Origin of the sequence: Haladaptatus litoreus, from assembly GCF_900156425.1 — an archaeon.
Classification (GTDB): Archaea; Halobacteriota; Halobacteria; order Halobacteriales; family Haladaptataceae; genus Haladaptatus; species Haladaptatus litoreus.
Map to the genome: position 1 here is coordinate 107,429 of NZ_FTNO01000007.1, position 23,840 is coordinate 131,268.

Consider the following 23,840-nt stretch of genomic DNA (forward strand, 5'->3'; position numbering starts at 1 on the left):
GATGGTATGAATTGTATGTTCACTGAGAAGACAACATAGCGTGAAAATCTCGACGGTAGTTATCGGTGGAGACTGTAGACCTTGCATGGAAACATACGCAGATCCATCTCGCCATCCCAGTACAAGCGTGAAGCAAGCAGTTGCTGCATTGGAAGAGTGTGATCCAGAGCAACTTGGGACGTTGAGTGCGGCAGTCGATATCGACGAACTTGCTCGAGTGTTTGACTCGCCGAGTGATCGGGAGTCAATCTCATTTCAGTACTGTGGGTATTCTATCACAGTCGCGTCTACTCATCTGATGTGCATCGAATCATAGCTGCAGTACCGGGGTCACTGTGAACGGTTCGAAAACGGGCACGATTCGTTCGAATTCGATATGCATCTCTGTTCATGCTGTGAGTAAGCGGCCAAGCGCGAAGTCGCTGGCAGGGAGAGAGAAAGAGAGAGAGAGAGAGTTCAACGAGTATGGTCATTGAGTTAAGATATTACGTTTTTGAGCTGGTTAGTATCTGGGGCAGCTGGGAGTAGAATTCTGTTTGGTAGTGGGTGCTACCACCAGCTACGTTCCGGATCATATTCGGATGAATTCCGTACGAATCGTCGATCCGTAGACGACTGCTACAGATCGATACATGGGTCCCGGGGTTGTCCCACTTCTGCTTATACTGCCCAGCGGTAGTGAATCCGCTAAATCGGCCAAATTCGAGAAGTTGACCTCGCTGCCGTAGCACGTTCTACTTCGATTATCAAATCAATCACGCATCTTGAAACGGATCGAAGTCCCAGAAATCAGACTGCTTCCTCTCAGATTGCTCAAAAAGCCGAAATCAATCGTGGGAATCAACGACGGCTGGTCGGCTAAATATGCACCCCGAAAAACACAGTGATCGACTCACGGTGTGGGGATAGTCCAGTGTCGTTTATGATTTTAGGCGGTAGAAAACCAGCTTCGTGATGAATAGAAAATGATCATGATACAAACACCTTCTTCTGGATTTACCCTAATCTGTTGAATTTCTCAAAAACTGGTGAAGCAAGCCCCAGTGTTGATAATATTCCCCATGCGATCAGGAACCCAAATCCACTGATAGCGGCGAAGTAGGGATCAAATCGAAACGGTCCAAATGCAAAGACCCGTTCTTCTGGCCCAGAAAGAGTGTAGGTCAGGGCAATCCCAAGTAGACCGATTACAATAGTGCCAACGTGTGATCTGCTCATATCCAAAGTACGTGTTTTGCTTTAATAAATCCGATGTAGCGAATGAGAGATTCGCATCACGGATTGCGCATAAATTAATTTGGGGATACCGGGGGTTGGTTACTTCCGCTTATGGATTTAGTAGACGTTCGACTGCTGAGTGCCATTCACAACCCAACGGCGCTCATTGATTCGAGACTGTTCGCTTTGGTAGGTGAAGCGAGATATAATAGTTTTCAATCGCTAGCCGAGTAAAAGAGGATATACGAAAGTTAGTATGATCTACTAACCTACGTTATCGCCTGTACCGTTCGAAAACAAGCGAATGAGAGACAAGGGAAGGGGCGAAACGTCAGGGGTGTTAATTGTCGTCAGCAGTGGCAAGGAACTCCGTCACCCACTCGCCGGGCGAGAGCGGCTCAAGGGCCGGAGCATCGAGCAACTCGGCCCCGTGGCCGATCTCGTGCCCGCAAGGAGCGACTGTAATCGCCGACGGACCGCGGGTCGTCGTTAGCAACACCGTTTGGCCGCACACCGGGCAGCGTTGTGAACTCATTCGGTGCCCTCCTCAACCCGCAGCGACCCACCACAATCGCCGCAACTGTACTTCTCAGGATGTTTGACCACCTTCGAGCGCTGGAAGCGCGGGAGTCGTCCACCGCACTCGGTACAAATCACCCACCAGTTCGGCGATTTGAACCGCTCACAGTGCTGGGTTGTGTCGAGGGCGTCCGTCCAGCGATCGAACGTTCGCCCGTGATCTGCCTCCCCGAACTCGTGGTATTGCCATGCGTGAATGAGTTCGTGGCGAACGGTCGAACTGAATTGCTCCCAGCCGTGTTGCTCGAACGCGTCCCACGCAAGCGAGATCGTTATCTCGCCTTCTCAGGGGTTGTATCTTGCTTTGATGGCGAAGGAAATGGATAGCTCAGACGATTGATCCAATATCAGGCTTATTGTGGATTGACCCATCTCTGTGGAGACTGTAAACATAGGAATTGAAGATCATCCGTCACAAAGAAGCTGAGTGAAAAACACTAATGCTCTCACTGCTGGGTTCTGATGACCACTGGTTCACCCTCCTCACAGCGACGATTGTTGTTGGAGTATTGTATGGAGCGTTCTCGGTGCCCTGGTATTGGGCGCTGGTTGCTGGTATGATCGTCTCTAGTGTGATTGAGTTTGCAATTAAAGAAATTCCACCGGAGACTGATGCATATGATCCAAATCAGTATCAACTATGGCATAAGGCGTTCGGGGATTCCCAGGATAGCAACAAGGGTGCTATGAGAAAAACACCCGCTGAGACAGATGGGTCTTTAGACACTCTCCGTAACCGATACGCCAATGGGGAACTCACTGACGAGCAGTTTGAGCAGAAAGTTGAGAAGGTGTTAGAGTCCAAGTCGGTTGATGGATCCAGCGAACGCGAAAAAGCACACGATGTACTCACCGAGAGTAACGACTGAAATCGCATCAATTCATTCGCAGTGTAACTGAACGCCTACCGTACGGAGAATCGTCCTTCAGTTCGCGCTCAACAAGGTTTCAGGATTAGATTTCGTCGCCCCTGTTGATCGCTGGCGTCGCTGAGACACCTCCCATTCAATCGTTTCGACCGGCAACTCTGGGAAGTGTTCGGCGCCGACGTTCGTTGCGTGCTGTCGTGCTCGGTCGAGCAGGGCCGTCGATGTCTTTGGAGTATCGTCGTAAATGTACCTGGTTCGGATCCCACAAACACAAAGACGAAGTAGCGTCAACACGAATGTCAACGTACGATGGGCATCGCAAACGATCAGATTCGCGTTAGCGATACAGTAAAGCGGGAATTAGAACGCCGGAAACGAGAGGGTGAGAGCTTCAACGACGTTCTTGAGCGTATGCTCGGTGACAACAGCGGCGATTTCGCTGATGGATTTGGTCGCTGGTCGGACGAAGAGGCTGAACGCGTCCGTGAGGGTCGCAAACAGGGCAAAGAGAAGCGAAAGGCACGGATGCAACGACTCGGTAGAGGCGACGCGTGAAGGTTCTCGACACATCGTTTCTTATCGACTACCTCGCAGGTGTTGCGTCTACCAAGACGTTCTACGAGGAAGCGGGTGGTGCCGATGAGCAGTGGATCATCCCTCTCGCAGCGTATGTCGAGATGCTTGTCGGAGCGGGCAACCTTCCAGATGGTGACGTAGACGGTGTGCGTGCTGATCTCTCGTGGGGCGAAGTATATGTCACCGACGAACGGACAGCGATCACCGCTGGGAACATTGCAGACGAGATCGCACCCGGTGGCCCCTATCTTGACGGGCCTGATGCACTTATCGCTGCTGTTGGTCGTGAACTTGATGCACCAGTGGTTTCTGGGGACGGCGACTTAACTCACGAAGAGACACAGAAAGTGATTGACGTCGAAGAGTACCGGTGATATCCTCACCCGGCGTAAACGGCGGGGTTTCCTGCTTACAGAAAAATGAGGATCGTCGGTCGCAGCGTTCGCGCTTTTCGTCAGCGTTCGCTGATCGGTGATATCAGAGAACGTCAATTGGCGTACCATGGATGAAAAGGGCTGAAGCGGTGGTTCGTTCGGCAGTTCTTTTCGTCCCCTTCTCACGTATGGCCAGTACGGGAAACCATTCAAACCGTTTTACTCGCACTGTGTCGATTCAGCGCCGTCTTCGTCCTAGCTGTCCTCCTCTACTGGAAACGCTGTCGGTTGGTCGTTATCAGTCGCGGTTTGGACGATAGCGATGTGTTTACAGTAGATGTTTGGATAGAGGGGATACAGCAGATGCAGGTAATCAGTGTGGTTGTCATGTCCGATCAATTCTTCTGCTGTTTTCGCACGGAAGAGCCACTGTAACACGGAACAGCGCTTGCAGTGCTGTGAAAGTTGTACCGGCTTTCATAAACACTGATTTTGAAAACCCGATATTGTATTCTACCTATTATATTATGTAGACTAAACATTTTTGTACTTTGGTACCATACTTCTTTGCCCGCAAAAAAGCGGGCAAACTATGTCAGAAGGTGCACGACGATACGGACCTTCTGTCGCGCTCATCACCGCAGGCGGCACAGTACTCACCAGTGGCGAAGTCACTGGCTGGGTGCTCATCGCTCTGGGAATTTATTGGGCACGATGGAATCCAGGCGGATTCACCGGGTAAGCGAACATCCGCCTGTCATCCTATCTTTATTGGTTGGATACATCATTCCAAAGAATGGACTAATGCTGTATCCAGGCAGGAAATCCATAGCTGGCAACATAAGAGTACTGGTATCTCATGGTACAACTCTGAAATTGTGTCGTCCTGGGGTATACACCCTGTGAGCTTTCGATGGTCGGTGCTATCCGAGGTCATCACTTGACATGCCGTGGATAAAAAGCTGAAGCGATGGGTAGTTCGGTAGTTCCTTCCGTCCTGTCCCCACGCACGGCCAGCACGGGAAGCCACTCATGCCGTCACAGTCCTCTGATTCGGCATTGTTTTCGTCCTCGGACGGGAATGCGTTAGAGCGTCGCATTGATGGTCTTTCCAACATCCTTTCCCGCCGGTGACAATCCCGCGCTTTCCCTTAGAAAGACCTTACATGCGCAAAGCGAATGCCCAGGTCGGAGAAACCGCTATTGGTACGTATGAGATACCAACTCCGAGACCGCGTACGCGAGGTCGCCGAGGGCGCCAAAGAGCAAACAGAAGCAGTATCACGCGTAGGCCGCAACGTTGGAGAAACCGCCGCACGAGAAACGGTCAAAAGTGGAACGACTGCATACGACGAGCTATCGCGCGCCGCCAAGTCGGCAAGGGGAACTGCCGATACCGTTCGGGAACGTGTGAACAATCGAGGTTCCGAACCACTGTCGGACCCGTTGGCGATCACGGCAATGACGAACCAATCTGCGACGACGCTTGCAATCGAAATTCGGCAATTCGTCGACGCGGTTGACTACCAATACGCGGCTAAGAGCGCGCTCCAAGGGGTTCGACGCGGGTATATTGCTGGACCGTACGGCGCGGTTTTGGGGGGCGGTATGGGAACGGTATACGGTGCGTACAACAGCACTCGTGCGGCGTTTGATCCCGACGAACCACCGCAACTGTTCAACGAGGTGGATGACATTGAGCGGTATCTAGACAGTGTTCAGCACGCAAGGACGGGATACGAGGTCGGTAAACGGTTTGGAGCGAAGGGGAAAGTCACGGGAGCGGCCATCGGGGCCGGAGTTTCGACCCTCCCACTGCTCATCGAGCGAGTAACTGCGGTCGCAAATGGCGACCATGATGGGAATGAGTGCGACGATGAGTGAACGAACATGGTTACTGAGTGGATGGCCAGTCGCATGACGACCCTCCTATCCCTTCATCTCGGTCGGTGACTCCAATGAGCGAGACGATTGTACGAAGAGCGAATCTGTATCAACAAGTGTTTTTATTATACTATGACGCTTCTATAGGAGTAGAAAGAAATAATGATCAGATTTGATTCAAAATCGGTGAATCGGGTCAGTATTATCTCGACGTTGATCGATGCAGCACTCGCATTCGTTCGTGGACGCCGAAAGAGCGGCCTATTGCTTCTTGGTGCAGCTGCCCTCTCATCAAAAATACCAGGCATCGGAACCGCGGTTTCGTTGTTCCTCAGGTTGGTTCGGTGGGTTCGATAATCGTTCGATTCTCGCCACCAATAAAAAAATAATCGACAGACAGTCTCAGCAGTCGTCTCGTCAATTGTTTTCGCGGGACAGATCCTTTATGCTGCATCGAGGCATAGAATATTCCTCTAACTGGCGTTGCTCTCGCCAATTTATACAATGGTTATGAGGCAGGGAATGGATAGGTAGAAAATGGCACACCGGTCGTTTCGAAGCCACGAAAGTTGCTCAAAGAGTCACGAGACAGACTTGATGTTCAAAAGACAAAGCACGATACTGTTGAGGGAGGTGAAACAACAGCTCAGGGATCTAGGATATGCTTAAAACATAATGAGAGAATGCTCCGGTAAAAAGTCATGTGTGGCCCTCTCGAATTCCCCTCTCACATGACTGCCGGGTTCCCTCTAATACCCGGCGCAATAATCTATCAGTTGCGAGGTTATTGATTAGTTGGTTGCCTATCTAAGGGCCTTTTCTATCATCGAAGTTTGTTCAGAAGAGAGCGCCGAATAGTGAACCGTTAGAGAGAGGCGACACTGGCCATGCTATTCTGAAACGTCCTCAAGATCAGCACCATCTTTTAACTGTTGCCGCTTCTCTCCAGATTCTTCGCTGCTGGGAATTACCCCGCCTGTGTCCTTTTCATTCGAATCGGTTTCGTTCTGTGATGCTGATCCAGAGTCTAGTTCTTCGGGTGGATGCTTATCGCCATTTTCGTAGACTGTCCCATCGCCGAGCGAGATTGAGGTGTCTAGTTCATCACTCAACCGCTTCAGAATTGTTTCAGCATTGATTGATTTTAAGACATCATCCAGCGGCCGTGGTGCCCACCAGATGACTCCCGAGTTGGGAATCTCCAATCGCTCAATACGGTCCTGGTCATGGAGTTCGGTCAGCGTTGAACGGGTGATCTCAGTGCTCTCGCCGGTAACATCAGCGATTTCGTCTGTTGTGCTTACTGGTCTCTTAGTAGTAAGTACTGCATCAAGTGTTCGGTCAAGCGTTTCTTGATCGTCGGACTGATTAGGTTCGTTCTGTTCTCCCACAGACCACACTATACGGCTAATCGGGATAAACGAACTGGCATTCTGTGGTTTCAAAGCGTGTTGCCGATGCCTGTAGCAAGAAGAGTTGGTCGACAGCTATTTTCGCCCCATCTCTTTCGAGGGCACCATGATCGCTATGATCGCCACTTGGTTCGTGGTGACTATCCCATCTAATACCGAATAAGAAAACAATCTGAATCAGTTAGTTCGGCAGTTCCGTCCGTCCCGTTTGCACGCACAGCCAGCACGGGAAGCCACCAAGGCCGTCACAAATGTCTCGTTGAGTTAATCTAATTGGCTATTTTCAGGTATTATCAACCGGCCAGATACCGACAAGAACGAGAGTTCCCATGACAAAAAAGAATGCACTCCCAAGATAGAATGCCATTCCACTAGTGCGGCCAACTGGATCCGCGCTCACTGAAATACCAGCATATAAGCCATATGTGAGAGCGAGACCGCCAATCACCATGGGCCCGATACCCCAGCGAAGTCGTCTTGGTTCCATACCATCCATTCGTATATCTTGTTAATAATTCTCTTGGCCAAGAAAATATACGCTGCTAACATTTCCTCGAGTAATCTATCTCGTTGATTCGGTCTCGTCCTCTAGCATGACACGGTTGTGCAGTCGTACGTTCGTAAGTGGTACGCACGATTAACACCAAAATTGCGTCTCCACAGGATTTCAGGGCGGCAAATTCTGTTACAGACACTACGTTTTGTTAAGCGGGTATGGTCGTCGAAGGTGACGGTGGTAGGTAGCACCTCCTTCGACACCCGTTTGTTAGGAGAAAGATAGAATGAAAACAGTGGTTGCGAGTGCTAACATTTTATTAACGCACATCTGTGAAATCACCGTCACTGAGAGTGATTGGTGTGACACCTGTGAGTCGGATATGGTACTTCTTCGTAACGGATGACTCTGCCAGATGAATTGATGAGTAGCAGACTCGAAGTCCGGGCGGAGATCGCGCTCGGTCGGCAGTGTGTCATCATCTTCGCCACTGTCGGCAGCCGGCGCACTCGTGGTTCCGGTGAGCGTTCGCTGTGCAGGCGTCGTTTGACGTGTCTTTTTAGTATTGCTGGAGTTGCCTTCTTGGTTACTTTTGGAACAGCATTCGAATCGGGAGTGTCCATGATGCTTGTTGCACTGATTGTCTTGGCGGGTGTATCGGCCTATCGGGGATTGGGGTACTGGCGGGTAGTGAATACGGACTGAATTTTTAGCTCATCAATGAACCAAAAAATCTTATTTTGATGGATTCAGTCGTTTGGTATGAATCGATTCTATCTCTATCATGTCTCTATGCTCATTGTCGGTGCAACGTTAGGTATTCCCGCACTGGTCTCTGTGATCTTTGGTGAGCAAAGTATTCCACTAGTACTTCAATCAGTAGGCGGATGTGGCATGGCGGTTGGAGCAATCTATGAGGTTTTCAGCAAAGATCCAGCAGAGTTCACTGTTGGGAAGTATACAGTCTGGACAGTTACTCTTGGGGCACTGTTAGTCGTCCTTAGCTACGCTATTGACTTTGTAAATTAGCGATGAGAGTGAACACGACGAGCAGGGACGATTTGCGGAGCAAACGAGTGATGACGATATTCGTCGAGTGATTCGTGAGTCCGAGTTTCCAGCAGTGACCGCTCGGTGGGTCGCAGATACGGTTGAGATGAAACGGCGGCCAGTCATCAGCGGCTCGAAGAGCTGCATGAACAGGGTGAATTGGAACGCGGGAAATTGAGTCCACGGGTTGTTATCTGGTGGATTTCCGGAAATTAGCCAAGAGAGAATCGAAAACAGACCATGCTCACTACAGCACCGTCAACGGATCACACAAAATAGCGTTCTCTGCTACTCCGTTTCGGGCTGTGATGTCTTGGACGATAGTGCGGAGTTTCGTGTCGGCGGTAACTAGACGAACAGTGTCATTAATAGCGAGCTCACAGATGAGCGCCGGAATGTATTGATCGGCTTTGACTGTATGCTCCGGAAGCGTATCGTCTGCAATGCGCCGGCGTGCTTCGTCAATGATACCGCTGTATGTCTCAAAATTCGGTATCCGAAGCACGAGAAATCCCTCGTCGACAAGTTCTTGGATTGCTTGTGCTGAAGCACGATGGTTGGCAGGTGCATTGTCAGCCGCAAGCACGTCGTCAACGAGTTCTTGTTTGACTGACCGTGGAAGAATGAGCGTTGCTCCCGCTTCAACAGCAGTTCGAACGCGATTCGAAAACGCTCGACCATGCATGATCACTGCGTTTGCATCCAGTACGATCACACTCATCGGTTGAGCAGCTCAAGTTCAGCCGCTAGTCGAAGGAAGTCGACATGCCGCATTTCAAGCATGCCACTTGCCTCGCGATAGGTAAGATCACCTGCGTCGACACGCCCCCAGATATCGAGGAGTTCGTCAATGATACCGTCACCATATGTCTCGAGCATATAATCGATTGTTTCGGACTCCGTTTCGACAGCTGTCGCGATAGCATCCAGTGACAGTTGAATGTCGAACTCAACAGCGCTATAGGTTGCAGGCTTCATTTGCTCGCGATGCAGGAGCCCTGCTTGGTGCAACTCGCGGCAATAATCGTGTGCTGTCGTATGTGGCAGCCCGAGGTCGTCTTTAAGGGCCGTCACAGTAAACTGCTCGTGGTCGGCTGCGTAGCTGAGGATTTCGAGTTTTCGGTCGTTTGCCAGTTGCTCAAACACCGTCTGAAGCCGTTTGCGAGAGATGGGAGTATCGTCTGTGACGCTCATACGAGGTTTACGAATATACGAAATACTCGGATGTGCCTAAGCGTTTCGCATCGTTAACGTTTAGGGGGGATAATGTTGATCATTCTGTTATTAGCTGCAATGAACCGTCTCAGGGCTTGAGCCCGAGGCACTCGGCCAGTTCAGCCTGTAGACGCCGTAATAGAATGTCCTCTTTTCATGAATTGGGACAGGGCTATCGCACCATACTGATGCAATAAAACAGTGGATAAAAGATGGGAAGTAGCTACAAATCGCGTGCTTGGACGGTTTTGCGATCGTTTTCTTCAGCCCGTCGGGCAGCGTTGTCGAGAACGGTCGCAACTTCCTCATCGAGTGCATCGTAGAAGTTACTCGCCACGTTGTGTCCTTCGAGCTGTTCTTTCACTGCCGCTTTGACAATCAAATCAGCCATACAAGCGCCCAGAGGGGATAATACTACAAAAGACCAGTGGCGGAATAGTTGAAAAGGACTGGCAATTCGGAGCATGAGTCTGAGTTTCGGGCTGTGACCGCTCGGCGGGTGGTGGACACGCTTAGGATTGAGCGGACATCCGCTCATCGACGACACCAGGACTCAACAAGTAGGAGAGAATGTGGAGAAAACGGTCATGATTACTGGGTTGAATCGAGACTGTACGCTCCTGGATGATCGGGATCTTTCCACCCTTCTTTGCCACTCCATGATTCGACGTGGAAATGGTAGACGGCCGTCGGATCGATTTATAGTATTGAACCTCAAAGGACGCGTTCGGCCATCCTCACAGCATTTGTAGTAATATCATGTAACTTGGTGCATGTCCACAATAGCCGTGAATGTCGGTGTCACACACACACACCGACCAATATGGATGGCTGAGTGATGAACAAAAAGCGGTTCGCAGGAAAGTTCCGACAACATCCGATGATCCGACTGTCGAATGCTAACAAACGTGTGCAGTGTAGTAATCGGCTTAACGATCTGTTTGGTTCGCTGAATTACTCTTGAGAAAAATTATTCATGAACTTTGGATTGTTCTTTACTTCATCCATGACGAATCGAGAGGATGTTTCGTTAACACCATCGATAGCAACCATCTGATCGATGACTTCGTTCATCTGATTTCGATCCTGCACACGGGTGAGAACCATGAAGTCAACATCACCCATCGTATAGTATACTTGTTCGACGCCATTGATATCTGCGAGTTTGTTCCCGATATCGGTCGAATATCCCTTCTCATGGGTGACGGATACCTCAGTAATCGCAACCATATCCAGTTCGAAAGGTTCTGGATTCAAGTCGGCAGTAATACCCTTGATCACGCCGCTTTCTTTCATTTTGTTAAGTCGATAATGGACTGCCGATTTCGAAATTTCTAATTCATCGGATAACTCATCTAAGCTTACGTCGAAATCATCTTCGATAAACGTTAGCAACTTCAAGTCGACCTCATCAAAATCATTACTCGTTGAATATCCCTTTGTCATTATGTTGAGTACACGCTCTAATATATATGAAAAGCACGCTTTTTGGTAGATACTTCTAATCTAATTGGCATCCACAGAACATTGTCCAATCATGTTGCTATCCAGAATCATAATTTTAAATATAATATTATTTAATAATATTGGTTTTATTCATCTAATTAGATTTAGAGATCAATTAAATCTTAGTAATACTGCAACTTCCGCACCTCGATGTTCTTCGAAGTAGTTCTAAGAGACCCAACTTCTGATGAGTAACGACTGACGAACTATTCGTCCAAATCACCGATAAGCTGTGCAGTCGAAACTGCCATCACTTTGATCGCAGTAAGAATATCGTCGATCAAAACGAATTCATCCTCGACGTGAGCCTGTTCTAGACGTCCAGGGCCATATACAATGCATTGATCGATGCCTGCGTCGTTGACGACAAAGCGTTGATCGTCGGAACCGGGGGAGATGACGAATTCGGAATTCCCATAAAACGATTCGACATTCTGGGCGAATGTTTGGCTCACACGGCAGTCTTGAGATACGCTCGTTGGTTCCGCGAACATGATTTCATCATAGGTGAGAGAGGCATCCATGCTGTTCTCTGTTTCCCCTATCAATTCCTGAATCTCGTTTCGTACATCCGCGACTGATTCGGTTGGAACGAGTACCCGATAGAACGTCGCCGTACAGCGATCCGGAACGACATTCTCGGAGTAGCCCGCATCCATCATCGTCACCGAGATATCCGCTCGTCGAGACTCGTTTGGTGTAACCGGAAGATCAGTCGTCCGTTGATGAAGCTTGGTCCGATACTCCTCGATGCGTGTTAAGAAATCGTTCATCGTCGAAATGGCATTGATCCCATCGTGAGCCATACAGCCGTGCGCCTTTCGTCCTTCTGTCACAACCTTGAACTTCACAACCCCACGGTGACCAAGACAGACCCGAGAGGAGTCGAAACATTCGGTGTAGACACAGTAATCGGTGCCATCGAGGTAACCTTCCTGTGCGAGATATCCAAGGCCAGTAAACCCACCCGTTTCTTCATCGACCGTCATGCTTTGTGTGACTGATCCTTCCAATTCAGCATTGACAGCTTCCAAGACGTCAATCGCAAACAGACTGGCGACGATGCCTGATTTCATATCGCTGGCACCGCGTCCATAGATCCGGTCGTTTTCTATCGTCGGATCGAACGGATCTTTGGTCCAATCTTCTCCTGCAGGAACGACATCATAATGACCGGTGTAGTGGATGTTCGGCCCATCCCCGAACATTTTCTGACCTAGTATGTTGACCCGCTCCAGGTGGGATCGCTCAGGATAGTGGCGTTCTACGACATCTTCAGGAACGTCGACTAATTCGACATCGTATTCTCGTTCTGAAAGCACTGTTTCGAGAAAGGAAGCACCGTCTCGATAATTTCTACCCGGTGGGTTTTCTGTTTGGATTTCGAGAAACGACGAAAGGAGGGAAATGATTTCATCGCGTCGGTCATCGACTTCGTCGTAAATGGCTCGCTTCGTTGCCATTAGATATCCCTCCCACCGTCCACCTCGAGGGCGGTTCCCGTTATCATTTCAGCATCATCGCTTGCGAGGAAGGTAGCCGCCGCAGCAATATCACTCGGCTCGGCGAGACGTCCGAGTGGAATCGTATCTTGCATCCCGGCTACGCTGAGGTCTTCCCCTGCAAACTTCGACAACATTGGCGTATCTGTTGCCACGGGACAGATGGCATTCACTCGGATGGACGGTGCGAGTTCATAGGCAAGTTGCTTTGTCAGAGTGACCATCCCGCCTTTCGATGCAACGTATGCCGAAAGTCCAGTTCGTGGTCGGATCGCTGCCGTAGATGCAGTGTTAAGGACGACACCACCGCCGTCGCGAAGATGCGGAACAGCATATTTCACCCCGAGAAAGGCGCTTTTCAGATTGACAGAGATGATCTGATCCCATTCCGTCTCGGAAACATCCTCAACCGGGGTCGCCTCTTGAGGAATGCCTGCATTATTGTGCAATACATCGAGCGACCCGAACTCCGCTACCGTTCGATCGATCATGGTTTTCACGTCGTTCTCGGACGAAACATCGATCTCAAGTGGGAGTGAGAGTCCATCATCAAGTTTGATTTTCTCAGCAGTTTCGGTAGCAGCATCGACATCAATATCCGCACACACGACTGCTGCCCCTTTCGACGCGAATTTCTCTGCAATGGCTTGCCCCATCCCGGAACCCGCTCCCGTTACTATCACCGTTTTTTCTAAAAATTCCATGGGAAATAGTCTCGTGGGACAGACCATCAAACTTCGGTTTGTCTGCCTTCAATTTAGTCCAATATCCTAATTAGAGTCCATTAGACGGATATTGTCCTTTCAAATGACTTATTTCTGTATTATTGCCAAAGTACTATCGTTATGGCGAACACAGAATCGGCATGGTTCAACCAGATATCGCTTTCAAAGAACGCTACTCGCTCTTCATCGGTGGAGAACAAGTGCCCCCGTCCACGGACGAATATATTCCGACCTACGACCCTGCGACGGGCGATTCGTTCGCAGAAATCGCGGTGGCTAGCTCACAAGATGTCGATCAAGCTGTCACAGCTGCACGCAGGGCCTTCGAATCGTGGCGAGATGTCTCACCAGAGAAACGTGGTCGGATCGTCCATCGTATTGGAAGACAGATCCGCGATTCGATCGACGAGCTAGCGGCAATCGAATGCAAAGACCAGGGGAAACCGATATCCCAGGCACAGAGCGATATGCGCGGTGCGTGGAGATATTTCGAATACTATTCTGGGGTTGCTGATAAGCTTGAAGGCCAAAGCGTACCCGTCGGGCCGAACCAAGTCGATTTCACGGTACGCGAACCGTACGGAGTGAGTGCACAGGTTACGCCATGGAATTTTCCCGGAAATCTGTTTGCTCGGGGTGTCGCACCAGCATTAGTTGCCGGCAATACGGTCGTCGTCAAACCGGCACCACAGACTGCACTATCGACTCTCCAGCTTGCCCAACTCTGTTCTAAAGCCGGCCTTCCAGCTGGAACTGTCAATGTTGTAACTGGAACTGGTGAATCGACTGGACAACCACTCGTATCACATTCCGATGTCGATACGATCACCTTCACAGGAAGCGTCACGACAGGCCAATCGATCATGAAGCATGCAGCAGACACCGTCACACCGGTAACACTCGAACTCGGCGGGAAAAATCCAGCATTGGTATTCCCCGATGCACCCCTTGATAGAACAGCTGAAAGCATCGCTACTGCCATTTTCACAAACGCCGGGCAGGTCTGTTCAGCAGCCGATCGTCTCCTCGTTCACGAAGATATCCACGATCAAGTGGTTGATCGAATTGTATCGATAATTGATGAGTATGAGATTGGCCCAGGAATAGCCGACCCCGATATGGGCCCACTTGTATCTGCTGAACACAAAGAACGAGTACTGGAATATATCTCAGTCGGAAAAGAAGAGGGTGCAACACCGCTAACCGGTGGACATGTACCTGACCGACCGGGCTTCTTTGTTGAACCGACGATTTTCACTGGTGTCCAAAGCGAGATGCGGATCGCTCAGGAAGAAATATTCGGCCCAGTACTTTCGGTGATCTCCTTTCGTGATGAAGAAGAGGCACTATCGATAGCTAACGAGACAAAGTACGGGCTGACAGCAGGAATATTCACGAATGACATTACTCGGGCACATCGACTCACACGATACCTTGAGGCGGGCAATATCTATGTGAATAAGTGGTTTGGGGATACGACACAAACGCCGTTCGGTGGCTACAAATACAGCGGTATTGGTCGCGAAAAGGGCTTGGAAGCATTGGACTCGTATCTTCAAACGAAGAATGTCGCGATCGACATCAGTGCAGAGGGGAGCGGAACACTTCCAGGAGCCTAATCTATAGTTGTCTCTTGGGGAGTACACTCACTCCTCTCAGAATAATATCCGGCTAGAATCGCTATTTTAAAAAGAAATTTTGAATTCACCATTAGGAGCGAACAGGATACATCTAATCGCAAATGTTTTGAAGAATGCAGAGTTCGTTTGTACATGGGCAACATGGAACAAGTAGAAGAGCTAACTACCCTGATTGGAGACCTCGTTCGTATTGAGACGGAAAATCCGCCTGGTAACGAAAAAGCGTGTACAGAGTATATCGCCAGTTGGTTCGAAGAACGTGGTATCGAAGCGAACGTCATTGATGAACCACATCCTGACCGACCACAGATTGGCGTTAAGATTGGAAGCGGAGAACCGACATTAGTGTTAAATGGTCATATTGACGTCGTACCAGCAGGAGATCGAGATCAGTGGACGCACGATCCGTATGCCGGAGATGAAGTAGACGGATGTCTCTACGGTCGTGGTAGTGTCGACATGAAGACAGGTGTTGCGATCGGTATGTTGACGGTGGCTCATCTTGCGGACGATCTCAAATCCGGAGAAATTCCGGGCTCGCTCGTTTTTCACGCTGCAATCGGTGAAGAAACGGCCGAGCCGGGGACGAAGACCCTGCTCGAAACCGGATATGACGGGGATTATGGTGTCGTTCTCGAGCCGACTCGGTTGCACACTGCAACGAGCGAGAAGGGTCTGGCATGGTACGAAATCGTTGTGACGGGCGACCCGTCCCATGCGAGTCGACCCGATCAGGGAACGAACGCGATTCAGTTTGCAAAACCCCTGTTAGACGCACTCGATGAGTACGACACCGATGTTAGAGAACGGAGCGATAGTCTGGTTGGACAGGCGTATTCGACGGTAACAATGTTCGAAGCAGGAACGAAAGAGAACGTTGTTCCTGAGAAGGCCAAGATCACTATTGATCGGCGTTTTCTCCCAGATGAAAGCATCGAGCAAATCGATTCGGAAATCGATACTCTAGTGGGTACTGTCGAGGAGGAACATGGTGTCTCTATTTCATGGAACCGGACACGGACATACGAATCAGCCGCGATAGCCGAGGACAGCATACTTGCAGAGGTATTCCGGAAACACTCCGCACGGGTTGCTGATGTGTCACCAGAACCATGGGGTGTAAATGCGTCTACCGACGTTCGTAACTTTATCAATGACGCTAATATGGAAGCGATCACTTGGGGGCCAGGTGATTTGGCACAGGCACATACATACGACGAACATGTAGAGCTTTCATCCGCAGCGGATGGACTTACTGCGCTTCTCGGCGCAGCCGAAGAAATTCTCTCGGAGACTCATATGACGGAATGAAATCAATTACATCATAAAATGTACTCCTTTGAGGGGCATTTATTTTCAAAATTTGTAACATATGTATTTTTGTACTATTGAGGAAAATATACAATATTCGTATATTTCTATAGTATATTGTACAATTATAACCAATAGATTTAAATTTGAAAAAGATATCCTATGTGGTAGAGCCAGACATGACAATACTTGGCATGCCAACAGCGATGTTCCTGGTTTTCGTTGCGACGATTTTGGCTGGGAGCCTTGGAGCATTTCATTACATAGTTGTCCACGTACTGTTAGGAAAACCGGTTAACGAGAACATTCAAAAAACAACGACAGAACCACGTGCAACGGATGGTGGCCACGACAATGGCTGACGTCAACCCGTATTATCTCGGCGCGTTCGTGGTGTATCTGCTCATCGTTCTCGCTATCGGCATCTGGGGATACAGAAAGACCACCGATGTCATGGATTTTTGGGTGATGGGTCAGGATATGGGACCGACCCTAGCGACTTGGTCGCTTGTTGCTAACTTCGTGAGCGCGGTCAGCGTGATTGGTTTTATCGGTGCAGTTTACGGCGGTGGCTACTCGCTCATGACGGGTACTATTCTGGGATTAATGCTTGGTGTGAGTGGTCTCTACTTCGTCGTCGGGCGCGTTCGGCAGTTAAACCATCTGACGTTGCCGGACATCATCGCTGATTTGACCGGGCGAGAAGAGGCACGACCGATCGCAGGTGCGGTGTTGCTCGCAAACGGTTGGCTCTACCTCATCATGCAACTCGTCGGTGCCAGCCTCCTGGTCACGACGATTACCGGCGTTCCGTACGAGTACATGGTGTGGGTCATCGGCGTCGTTTTCATCACCTACACCGTCCTTGGAGGCCTTGTTAGCGTCGCGTGGACGGACCTTCTTCAGGGAACGATCATGGTCGCGGCCGTTCTGTTCGCACTTGGATACATGATACTCGATCTGGGTGGGTTCACTGCGATCAATACCGAATTCGCCGCGATGAATTCAGCAAACGTCGCGCCCCTCGGAGCAGGTGCCTACACGGTGATTGGAGTCGTTGCATCCATCGTCGCGTTTTTCGGCACGATATTCACAGAACAGAACATGATCGTGCGTATAGCTGCGACGAAGGACGTCCGGACAGCGAAAATCCATCTCGCAGCTTCCGGTGTCATTCTTTCGGTGTTCTACAGTGCCCTCGTGATCCTGGGTGGTGCGACGACCGTCGCGTTGGAGAACGCTGGATTGTCTATCAACAATGTAGATAACGCCTTTCCGACGTTGATAACTGATTATGTTCCTACCTCGATAGGCGTCGTTATTATCCTCGCCGTAATGAGCGCGATTCTGTCGACAACCGACACACGGCTTCACTCGACAGGCATCACTACGGCACGTGACATCTACAGCTACTTTCGACCGAACGCGTCTGACGAATCACAACTCCGCATTTCACGAACCGCAACCGTTGTCTTCGGAATAACTGCGACAGCGGCGGCTGTTAACCCCCCCGACACTATCATTGGCCTGTACAACCTTCGTGCGATTCTTCTGACGAGCGCCTTCCTCGTCCCGGTTTATACGGCTCTCTATCTCTCGGGAGTCAACGGATGGGCTGTACTCGCATCCATCGTCGTTGGGACGGTTTTGGGCCTCGGCGCAAATTTCTTCGGCGGAGGACTCGGTATCCCCGCGACGTTCATTGGCGTCGGGTCGGCCGCATTGGTATTATTGATCGGCTATTATGCTCTTCCAGATCAGGGAAGCGGCCCACGACGGGACTACACAACTTCGGATGATTAGTGCCTTCGAAAAAGAACGATGACGTCATTACCACATCTCGTTCTGACTGGATCGCCGTATGAACGCGGCCTTACGCACGGAGAAGCCTTCGCAGCAGAGATTCGTGCGAACGTTGAAACATACCTGACACGATTTGCACACCACGGTGCCACAGAAGAAGCCGTTCGACGTCAGGCGAGCGAGTATGTCCCCCTCATCGAGGAGTGGAATGCCGACTACGCCTCGGAACTACGTGGCATCGCCGATGGAAGTGGTGTCATGATCGAAGAAATAACGCTTCTGAATGTCCGATACGAGATCCTCTATGCGTCCTATTCCGATCAAACGACTAAAACGCATGGCTGTACTAGTTTCGGTCTTCTTCCAATGGCAACAGCCGATGGAGAGACGTACATTGGACAGAACTGGGATTGGGCAGCACCCATTGCGGATACGCTCCTTGTGGCTGAGATTCATCAGAGCGCCAAAAGCGATCACATAGCGATTACGGAGGCAGGTATCGTCGGCGGGAAAATGGGCGTCAATGAACAAGGTATCGGACTCGTGATTAACGGTCTCGTTTCTCCGGACGATGGTGACCACCCGTTTCGAAAACCCTTCCACCTTCGCTGTCGGGAGATCCTCGATGCGACACGCTACGATAGTGCGCTCGAATCAATTGTCGCCACGCCACACGCCTGTTCGGCCAACTATGTCGTCGGGCATGGCGACGGAGAAGTGATAGACATCGAAACGTCACCTAATCGAACCGATTACATCTATCCACAAAACGGAATTGTCACACACGCCAATCACTTCATGACGCCGGATTTCGAGAGTAGAATGGAAAGACAGCTCCCCGACTCGCTCTATCGAGCAAATCGACTTCGTCGACTGTTCGAACACCGACGTGGAGAGATTGACAGTAACATAATGAAATCCGCACTTCGCGACCACTTCGGTCGTCCTGCGAGCATTTGTCGGCATGAAGATCCAGATGCTCCCTCCGAAGAGTGCAGTCAGACGGACACGAGCGTAATCCTCAATCTTGACGACTGTATCCTGCATGCTACATACGGACCACCATGTGACGAAGACTACCAGATCTATCGTCTATGCCAATAAAGAGAAAAATACCAAATCGGGTTTTCTCAACTATTAGGTGGGAATGAAACACGCCAGAATAATATCGAGCTGATTACTTCTCAACTACTTTCCGCTCGAGATTATCGAATGGTAGCTTGCTCCCGATGCTATTTTCGAACACTGTTCAAACGAGCATTTATTATTTTGGAGAAAAATCACTCTATATGCCCCAGCAGCATTCTGACAGCACAGAAGCAGTCTCGATTCACCATTGGTACGACTCGGATTCTAAGCCCCTTAGTATCACCGACGGTGACGACGCGACAGTGTGGGACGAGGATGGAAATGAATACCTCGATTTCTGTTCGCAGTTGTACTGTACCAACCTCGGGCACAGCAACGAAGCAGTGATCACGGCGATGGAAGAACAGGCAGGAAAGATACCGTATGTGTCATCGGCAAAACGCTCACCGACCCGCGATCGACTCGCTGAAAAGCTTGCACGTATCACGCCCGAATCCCTGTCTCATACGTTCTTCTCAGTTTCCGGAAGCGAGGCCAATGAAATCGCGGTTCAATTCGCGCGTGAGTATCAGGATGCACCGACGGTACTGACCCGCTGGCGATCCTATCACGGCGGAACGTACGGTGCAGGAGCACTAACGGGCGATCCCGAAACACGGGCAACGATCGAACGACACGCTGCTACTTCAGGCGCAGCAAAGTTTTTGCCACCCATTCCAAAAGCCTTCGACACCAGTGACCCCAAGGAACTGGCCCGGGTTGCCGGTGAACACCTCGAATTCGTGATTCGAAACGAGGGGCCCGATTCGGTCGCTGCAATTCTCACCGAACCGATTGCCGGCACAAGTGGTGCTTTCCCTGCTCCGCCGGGTTATTTCGACCATGTTCGTGACCTGTGTGACGAGTACGACATCCTCCTTATTGCCGATGAAGTCATCACCGGCTTCGGCCGATGTGGTGACTGGTTTGGGGTTCAAACCGAAGACATCGAACCGGACATGCTCACGTTTGCAAAAGGTGTCACGAGCGCCTATGCACCCCTTGCTGGTGTTTCGGTAACGCCAGAGATTGCATCGTTCATTCAGAAGAACGGTTTCGACATTGGACAGACGTTTGGGGGACATCCGATGGCGTGTGCTGCCGGCTGTGCCGCTGTTGAGGAGTATTCAGACGGCGTAATCGATGGTGTTGCTGACTTAGAAGAGAAGCTTGCGTCTCGAATTCAACAGGTGGCATCGAAGCACGATGTCGTACGTGACGTTCGTGGACGAGGAGGGTTGTGGGCCGTCGAGTTCGCCGACCCAGAGACCAAAACTTCTTTTTACGACCCTCGTGTGGACGACGGCCAAAACCCCGTCGCAGCAATCCTGCACGAATGTCGTGACCGCGGCGTCTTGCTGGGCAGTGGTCGTCCTAATTTTCAGATCATTATCTCCCCACCGTTGATCGCAACGCAGCCCGAGATCGACCAGGCAATGGATGTACTCGACGACTCGATCACAGCCATCTTCGGCTGATAACTCATCCTTCTTTTGGAAGGTTTTGAATAAGGATAGACAGCGGAGAACGTAGTGTCAGTTATCAGGCCATCGCTCGATGTAGATCGCTTTATCGGTGTAGAAATGAATCATATCTTCGCCTTGGGCGTGGAGGTCACCGAAGAAGGAGTCCTTCCAACCGCCAAAGTGGAAGAACGCCATCGGAGCGGCTGTTCCTGTGTTCACACCGAGGTTGCCAGCGTCAACGGTATGACGGAATTTCCGAGCATCGCTTCCTCGGTCGGTAAAGAGACTAGCGGCATTACCGAATCGACTTCGATTCACGATTTCGAGAGCATCCTCGAAATCACTAGCGCGGATAAGCGCGAGGATTGGTCCAAAGATCTCTTCACGGGCGATTCTCATCTCCGATTCGACATCGCCGAAGATCGTCGGTCGGAGGAAGTTTCCGGTATCGGGTGTTTCGAGCTCGCGGCCATCTAGGAGGAGATCTGCGCCGTCCTCAATACCTTCTCGAATATACTCTTCGACCCGTTCTTGTTGTTCCGGTGTGATGAGCGGCCCCATTTCAGAGTCATCAGTCAACCCGTCTGCGACTTTCATGTTTGCAGCGGTTTCAACCACGCGCTCGGCGAAGTCGTCGTAAATCTCGTCAACGACTACAGCAACGGGGTTAGCCAGACACCGTTGACCGGTGTTTGCGAATGCGGATCCGATTGTCTGCTCAGCAGCGAACTCAAGGTCGGCGGATTCGGCGACAACAATGTGGTTTTTGGCACCACCCTGCGCTTGAACCCGTTTACCGTGAGTGGCAGCCGTTTCATAGACGTGCTTAGCTACCGGAGTACTTCCGACAAAGGATACTCCTGCGACATCGTCGTGTTTCACCAGTGTATTCACCGTCTCCTTGCCCCCGTTCACAAGTTGTAAAATCCCGTCGGGGAATCCAGCTTGTTCGACAAGTGCGAACAAGTATTGGGCGGTCAGCGGGTCACGCTCACTGGGTTTGAGAATAAACGCGTTGCCAGTGGCAACCGCGTAGGGAAGAAACCAGAGCGGAATCATTCCCGGGAAATTGAACGGCGTGATTGCAGTAAACACCCCGAGTGGTTTCCGGACTGCGGTTTCATCGATCTCCGGGGCAGCATTTGGGAGGTGACCCGCTTGCATGAGCGACGGGATTCCACAAGCGACCTCTACATTTTCGATGCCTCGGCGAAGCTCTCCCTTCGCTTCTTGAAACGTTTTTCCGTGTTCTTTGACTAGCAGCGTCGCGATGTCGTCTTGATGATCCTCAAGTAATTGTTTCAATCGAAACAGAGGTTGGATGCGTTCTTCGACCGGGACCTCCCGCCACTCCTCAAATGCTTCAAATCCCGTCTGCACCGCTTCGTCGACATCGGAGGTGGTACTGAAATCCGTGTGCGCTATCGTCTCTTCCGTCGCAGGATTTACTATATCTTGACCGTCGGTACCGCTTGGGGCTCGCCATTCTCCATCGATGTAATTATGTACGGAATCGATGTCGACCGGAATTTCCATTGTCATGTGTCATGTGCGTATTCGTTTCCACACCTCATAACACTTTCTCACTAAATCCAGTATATCGATAAATGTTTGGACAGTATTCTGAATCAAGGTACCCCAGAGAACAATGTCCTAATAAACTGCAAATTCACCAAAGATTAATCAACTCGCAACGAATAAAGCGAATACAACAATGTCCGGTCAAGAAAGCGAGTCCGACACCACTCTAAACGAAATCGAACGGATCGATAAAGAGTACGTCTTTGGCACGTGGTCGTTTCAAAGTGAAGTGAATCCGACAGAAATAGTACACACCGACGGCGTCACCTTCACCGATGCAAACGGAAACGAATACATCGACTTTTCAGGACAGCTCATGTGTTCGAATCTCGGCCATTCAGCCGAACGGGTTACGGAAGCCGTTTCTGAGCAAATCAACGACACAGCATATGTCGCCCCTGGATTCACTACGGAAGCGCGTGCAAAGCTTGGAAAGAAGCTAGCAGCGGTTACACCTGGTGACCTTTCGAAGACCTTCTTCTCGACGAGCGGGACTGAAGCAGTCGAGGCCGCGATAAAAATTGCGAGATTTTACACTGGGAAACAAAAAATCATCTCTCGATACCGGTCCTATCACGGAGCAACCTATGGATCCATTAGCGTTACAGGAGATCCTCGTCGACTTGCAGCAGAGCCCGGGATACCGGGGACGATCAAGGCCCCTGACCCGTACGCCTATGGGTCGACATTGGATCCAATGCAGAGTCTCGATTATATCGAAGAGATGCTAAAATTGGAAGGAGATACAATTGCAGCAGTACTCGTTGAACCGATTGTGGGTTCGAATGGTATTCTCGTGCCACCCAATGAGTATCTCCCCCGTCTCAAGGAAATCGCACACGAGCATGGCGCTCTCTTAGTCTGTGATGAAGTAATGGCTGGATTTGGGCGAACCGGTGAGTGGTTTGGCTGTGACCTTTTCGACGTCGAACCCGACATTATGACGATGGCAAAAGGGTTGACCGGGGCGTATCAGCCACTTGGTGCCACCATCGTTTCCAGTGAAATTGCTGAGTACTTCGAGGACACTATGTTTTGCCACGGACACACCTATTCCGGCCATCCAGCAGCAGTAGCAGCAGGGCTTGCAGCTGTCGAAACCTACCAATCGGAAAATCTCATTGAACAGGCTCGAGAGGCAGGAGAATATCTAGAAACTCGTCTTGATGACCTCGCAAAAAAGCATCCCAGTGTGGGCGACACACGGGGTATTGGGCTCTTCCGTGGGATCGAATTGACGAAGAACTCGAAAAAACGCGTCCCGTTCGGCACTCGGGAGGACAAAGTTAGCAAGGGGAGTACGGTTGTCGATGAGGTAGCGAGCAAAGCCTACGGGAACGGCGTATATGTCGCGAACATGATCAACACTCTCATTATTGCACCGCCGCTCACGATTACGAACGCTGAAATCGATGATGCGGTCACGGCACTCGATAGTGCTCTTAAAGTATCAGACAATGCGATGGAGGAAGGACTCATGGAGTGATTCCCCTCCATCGGTGATA

At 50.5% G+C, this 23,840-nt stretch carries 26 protein-coding genes; 14 read left to right on the forward strand and 12 right to left on the reverse strand.

The window, feature by feature from the left end; translation table 11 throughout:
• The first annotated feature begins 85 nt into the window (after nt 1-85).
• The gene (locus BW974_RS27340; RefSeq protein ID WP_076432980.1) at nt 86-316 is read left to right on the forward strand and encodes a HalOD1 output domain-containing protein; all 231 of its coding nucleotides are present in this window, start codon (nt 86-88) and stop codon (nt 314-316) included.
• A gap of 680 nt (nt 317-996) precedes the next feature.
• Here the strand turns inward: BW974_RS27340 and BW974_RS25110 are convergent.
• From BW974_RS25110 to BW974_RS21890, 3 genes are all read right to left on the reverse strand, one after another.
• Nucleotides 997-1,218, reverse strand: a complete 222-nt coding sequence (locus tag BW974_RS25110; RefSeq protein WP_139328989.1) for a hypothetical protein — start codon at nt 1,216-1,218, stop codon at nt 997-999.
• A gap of 340 nt (nt 1,219-1,558) precedes the next feature.
• Complete coding sequence (locus BW974_RS21885) at nt 1,559-1,753, reverse strand: hypothetical protein (RefSeq protein WP_076432982.1); 195 nt, start codon at nt 1,751-1,753, stop codon at nt 1,559-1,561.
• On the reverse strand, nt 1,750-2,073 hold the full coding sequence (locus BW974_RS21890) for a SprT-like domain-containing protein (RefSeq protein ID WP_368275075.1): 324 nt from the start codon (nt 2,071-2,073) through the stop codon (nt 1,750-1,752). The genes BW974_RS21885 and BW974_RS21890 overlap by 4 nt, the downstream gene beginning before the upstream one ends.
• Nucleotides 2,074-2,237: 164 nt before the next feature.
• Between BW974_RS21890 and BW974_RS21895 the strand changes: the two genes are divergently transcribed.
• The 4 genes from BW974_RS21895 (at nt 2,238) to BW974_RS26000 (ending at nt 4,358) form a co-directional block, all read left to right on the forward strand.
• Nucleotides 2,238-2,666, forward strand: a complete 429-nt coding sequence (locus tag BW974_RS21895) for an SHOCT domain-containing protein (protein WP_076432986.1) — start codon at nt 2,238-2,240, stop codon at nt 2,664-2,666.
• A gap of 309 nt (nt 2,667-2,975) precedes the next feature.
• Nucleotides 2,976-3,221 (forward strand): antitoxin VapB family protein, encoded by a 246-nt coding sequence (locus BW974_RS21900; protein ID WP_076432988.1) that lies wholly within the window; start codon nt 2,976-2,978, stop codon nt 3,219-3,221.
• Nucleotides 3,218-3,616 (forward strand): PIN domain-containing protein, encoded by a 399-nt coding sequence (locus BW974_RS21905; RefSeq protein WP_076432990.1) that lies wholly within the window; start codon nt 3,218-3,220, stop codon nt 3,614-3,616. Before BW974_RS21900 ends, BW974_RS21905 begins: the two co-directional genes overlap by 4 nt.
• A gap of 592 nt (nt 3,617-4,208) precedes the next feature.
• Nucleotides 4,209-4,358, forward strand: coding sequence for a hypothetical protein (locus tag BW974_RS26000; protein ID WP_175609784.1), 150 nt, complete (start codon nt 4,209-4,211; stop codon nt 4,356-4,358).
• Between the two features lie 181 nt (nt 4,359-4,539).
• Here the strand turns inward: BW974_RS26000 and BW974_RS21915 are convergent, their stop codons facing one another.
• Entirely contained in the window at nt 4,540-4,716 is a 177-nt protein-coding gene (locus tag BW974_RS21915; RefSeq protein WP_245800249.1) for a hypothetical protein, read from the reverse strand.
• Between the two features lie 112 nt (nt 4,717-4,828).
• Here BW974_RS21915 and BW974_RS21920 point away from each other — a divergent pair, with 112 nt between their 5' ends.
• A complete protein-coding gene (locus tag BW974_RS21920; RefSeq protein ID WP_076432996.1) occupies nt 4,829-5,500 on the forward strand; it encodes a hypothetical protein in 672 nt (223 codons plus the stop codon).
• Nucleotides 5,501-5,662: 162 nt separating this feature from the next.
• Entirely contained in the window at nt 5,663-5,857 is a 195-nt protein-coding gene (locus BW974_RS27345; RefSeq protein WP_076432998.1) for a hypothetical protein, read from the forward strand.
• Between the two features lie 533 nt (nt 5,858-6,390).
• Here BW974_RS27345 and BW974_RS21930 read toward each other — a convergent pair.
• The gene (locus tag BW974_RS21930; protein ID WP_076433000.1) at nt 6,391-6,891 is read right to left on the reverse strand and encodes a hypothetical protein; all 501 of its coding nucleotides are present in this window, start codon (nt 6,889-6,891) and stop codon (nt 6,391-6,393) included.
• 1,279 nt (nt 6,892-8,170) lie between these two features.
• Here BW974_RS21930 and BW974_RS21935 point away from each other — a divergent pair.
• Nucleotides 8,171-8,437, forward strand: coding sequence for a hypothetical protein (locus BW974_RS21935; RefSeq protein WP_076433002.1), 267 nt, complete (start codon nt 8,171-8,173; stop codon nt 8,435-8,437).
• Between the two features lie 268 nt (nt 8,438-8,705).
• Here the strand turns inward: BW974_RS21935 and BW974_RS21940 are convergent, their stop codons facing one another.
• From BW974_RS21940 to BW974_RS21965, 6 genes are all read right to left on the reverse strand, one after another.
• Entirely contained in the window at nt 8,706-9,179 is a 474-nt protein-coding gene (locus tag BW974_RS21940) for a PIN domain-containing protein (RefSeq protein WP_076433004.1), read from the reverse strand.
• Nucleotides 9,176-9,652, reverse strand: coding sequence for a helix-turn-helix domain-containing protein (locus BW974_RS21945; protein WP_076433006.1), 477 nt, complete (start codon nt 9,650-9,652; stop codon nt 9,176-9,178). Before BW974_RS21945 ends, BW974_RS21940 begins: the two co-directional genes overlap by 4 nt.
• 244 nt (nt 9,653-9,896) lie before the next feature.
• Nucleotides 9,897-10,064, reverse strand: a complete 168-nt coding sequence (locus BW974_RS21950; protein WP_076433008.1) for a DUF1931 domain-containing protein — start codon at nt 10,062-10,064, stop codon at nt 9,897-9,899.
• 563 nt (nt 10,065-10,627) lie between these two features.
• Nucleotides 10,628-11,119, reverse strand: a complete 492-nt coding sequence (locus BW974_RS21955) for an Lrp/AsnC family transcriptional regulator (RefSeq protein WP_076433010.1) — start codon at nt 11,117-11,119, stop codon at nt 10,628-10,630.
• Between the two features lie 266 nt (nt 11,120-11,385).
• The gene (locus tag BW974_RS21960; RefSeq protein WP_076433012.1) at nt 11,386-12,642 is read right to left on the reverse strand and encodes an ArgE/DapE family deacylase; all 1,257 of its coding nucleotides are present in this window, start codon (nt 12,640-12,642) and stop codon (nt 11,386-11,388) included.
• Nucleotides 12,642-13,385, reverse strand: coding sequence for an SDR family oxidoreductase (locus BW974_RS21965; RefSeq protein WP_076433014.1), 744 nt, complete (start codon nt 13,383-13,385; stop codon nt 12,642-12,644). Before BW974_RS21965 ends, BW974_RS21960 begins: the two co-directional genes overlap by 1 nt.
• 161 nt (nt 13,386-13,546) lie before the next feature.
• Between BW974_RS21965 and BW974_RS21970 the strand changes: the two genes are divergently transcribed.
• The 5 genes from BW974_RS21970 (at nt 13,547) to BW974_RS21995 (ending at nt 20,766) form a co-directional block, all read left to right on the forward strand.
• Complete coding sequence (locus BW974_RS21970; protein ID WP_076433016.1) at nt 13,547-15,025, forward strand: aldehyde dehydrogenase family protein; 1,479 nt, start codon at nt 13,547-13,549, stop codon at nt 15,023-15,025.
• 153 nt (nt 15,026-15,178) lie between these two features.
• Entirely contained in the window at nt 15,179-16,357 is a 1,179-nt protein-coding gene (locus tag BW974_RS21975; RefSeq protein WP_076433018.1) for a M20 family metallopeptidase, read from the forward strand.
• A 354-nt stretch (nt 16,358-16,711) separates the two neighbouring features.
• Nucleotides 16,712-18,160: a sodium:solute symporter family protein gene (locus tag BW974_RS21985; RefSeq protein ID WP_217694390.1), complete on the forward strand. Its 1,449-nt coding sequence runs from the start codon at nt 16,712-16,714 to the stop codon at nt 18,158-18,160.
• 18 nt (nt 18,161-18,178) lie between these two features.
• On the forward strand, nt 18,179-19,264 hold the full coding sequence (locus BW974_RS21990; RefSeq protein WP_076433025.1) for a C45 family autoproteolytic acyltransferase/hydrolase: 1,086 nt from the start codon (nt 18,179-18,181) through the stop codon (nt 19,262-19,264).
• Between the two features lie 185 nt (nt 19,265-19,449).
• Complete coding sequence (locus tag BW974_RS21995) at nt 19,450-20,766, forward strand: aminotransferase family protein (protein ID WP_076433027.1); 1,317 nt, start codon at nt 19,450-19,452, stop codon at nt 20,764-20,766.
• A 57-nt stretch (nt 20,767-20,823) separates the two neighbouring features.
• Here the strand turns inward: BW974_RS21995 and BW974_RS22000 are convergent, their stop codons facing one another.
• Complete coding sequence (locus tag BW974_RS22000) at nt 20,824-22,296, reverse strand: CoA-acylating methylmalonate-semialdehyde dehydrogenase (RefSeq protein ID WP_076433029.1); 1,473 nt, start codon at nt 22,294-22,296, stop codon at nt 20,824-20,826.
• Between the two features lie 172 nt (nt 22,297-22,468).
• Between BW974_RS22000 and BW974_RS22005 the strand changes: the two genes are divergently transcribed.
• The gene (locus tag BW974_RS22005) at nt 22,469-23,821 is read left to right on the forward strand and encodes an aminotransferase family protein (RefSeq protein ID WP_076433031.1); all 1,353 of its coding nucleotides are present in this window, start codon (nt 22,469-22,471) and stop codon (nt 23,819-23,821) included.
• Nucleotides 23,822-23,840: the final 19 nt, after the last annotated feature.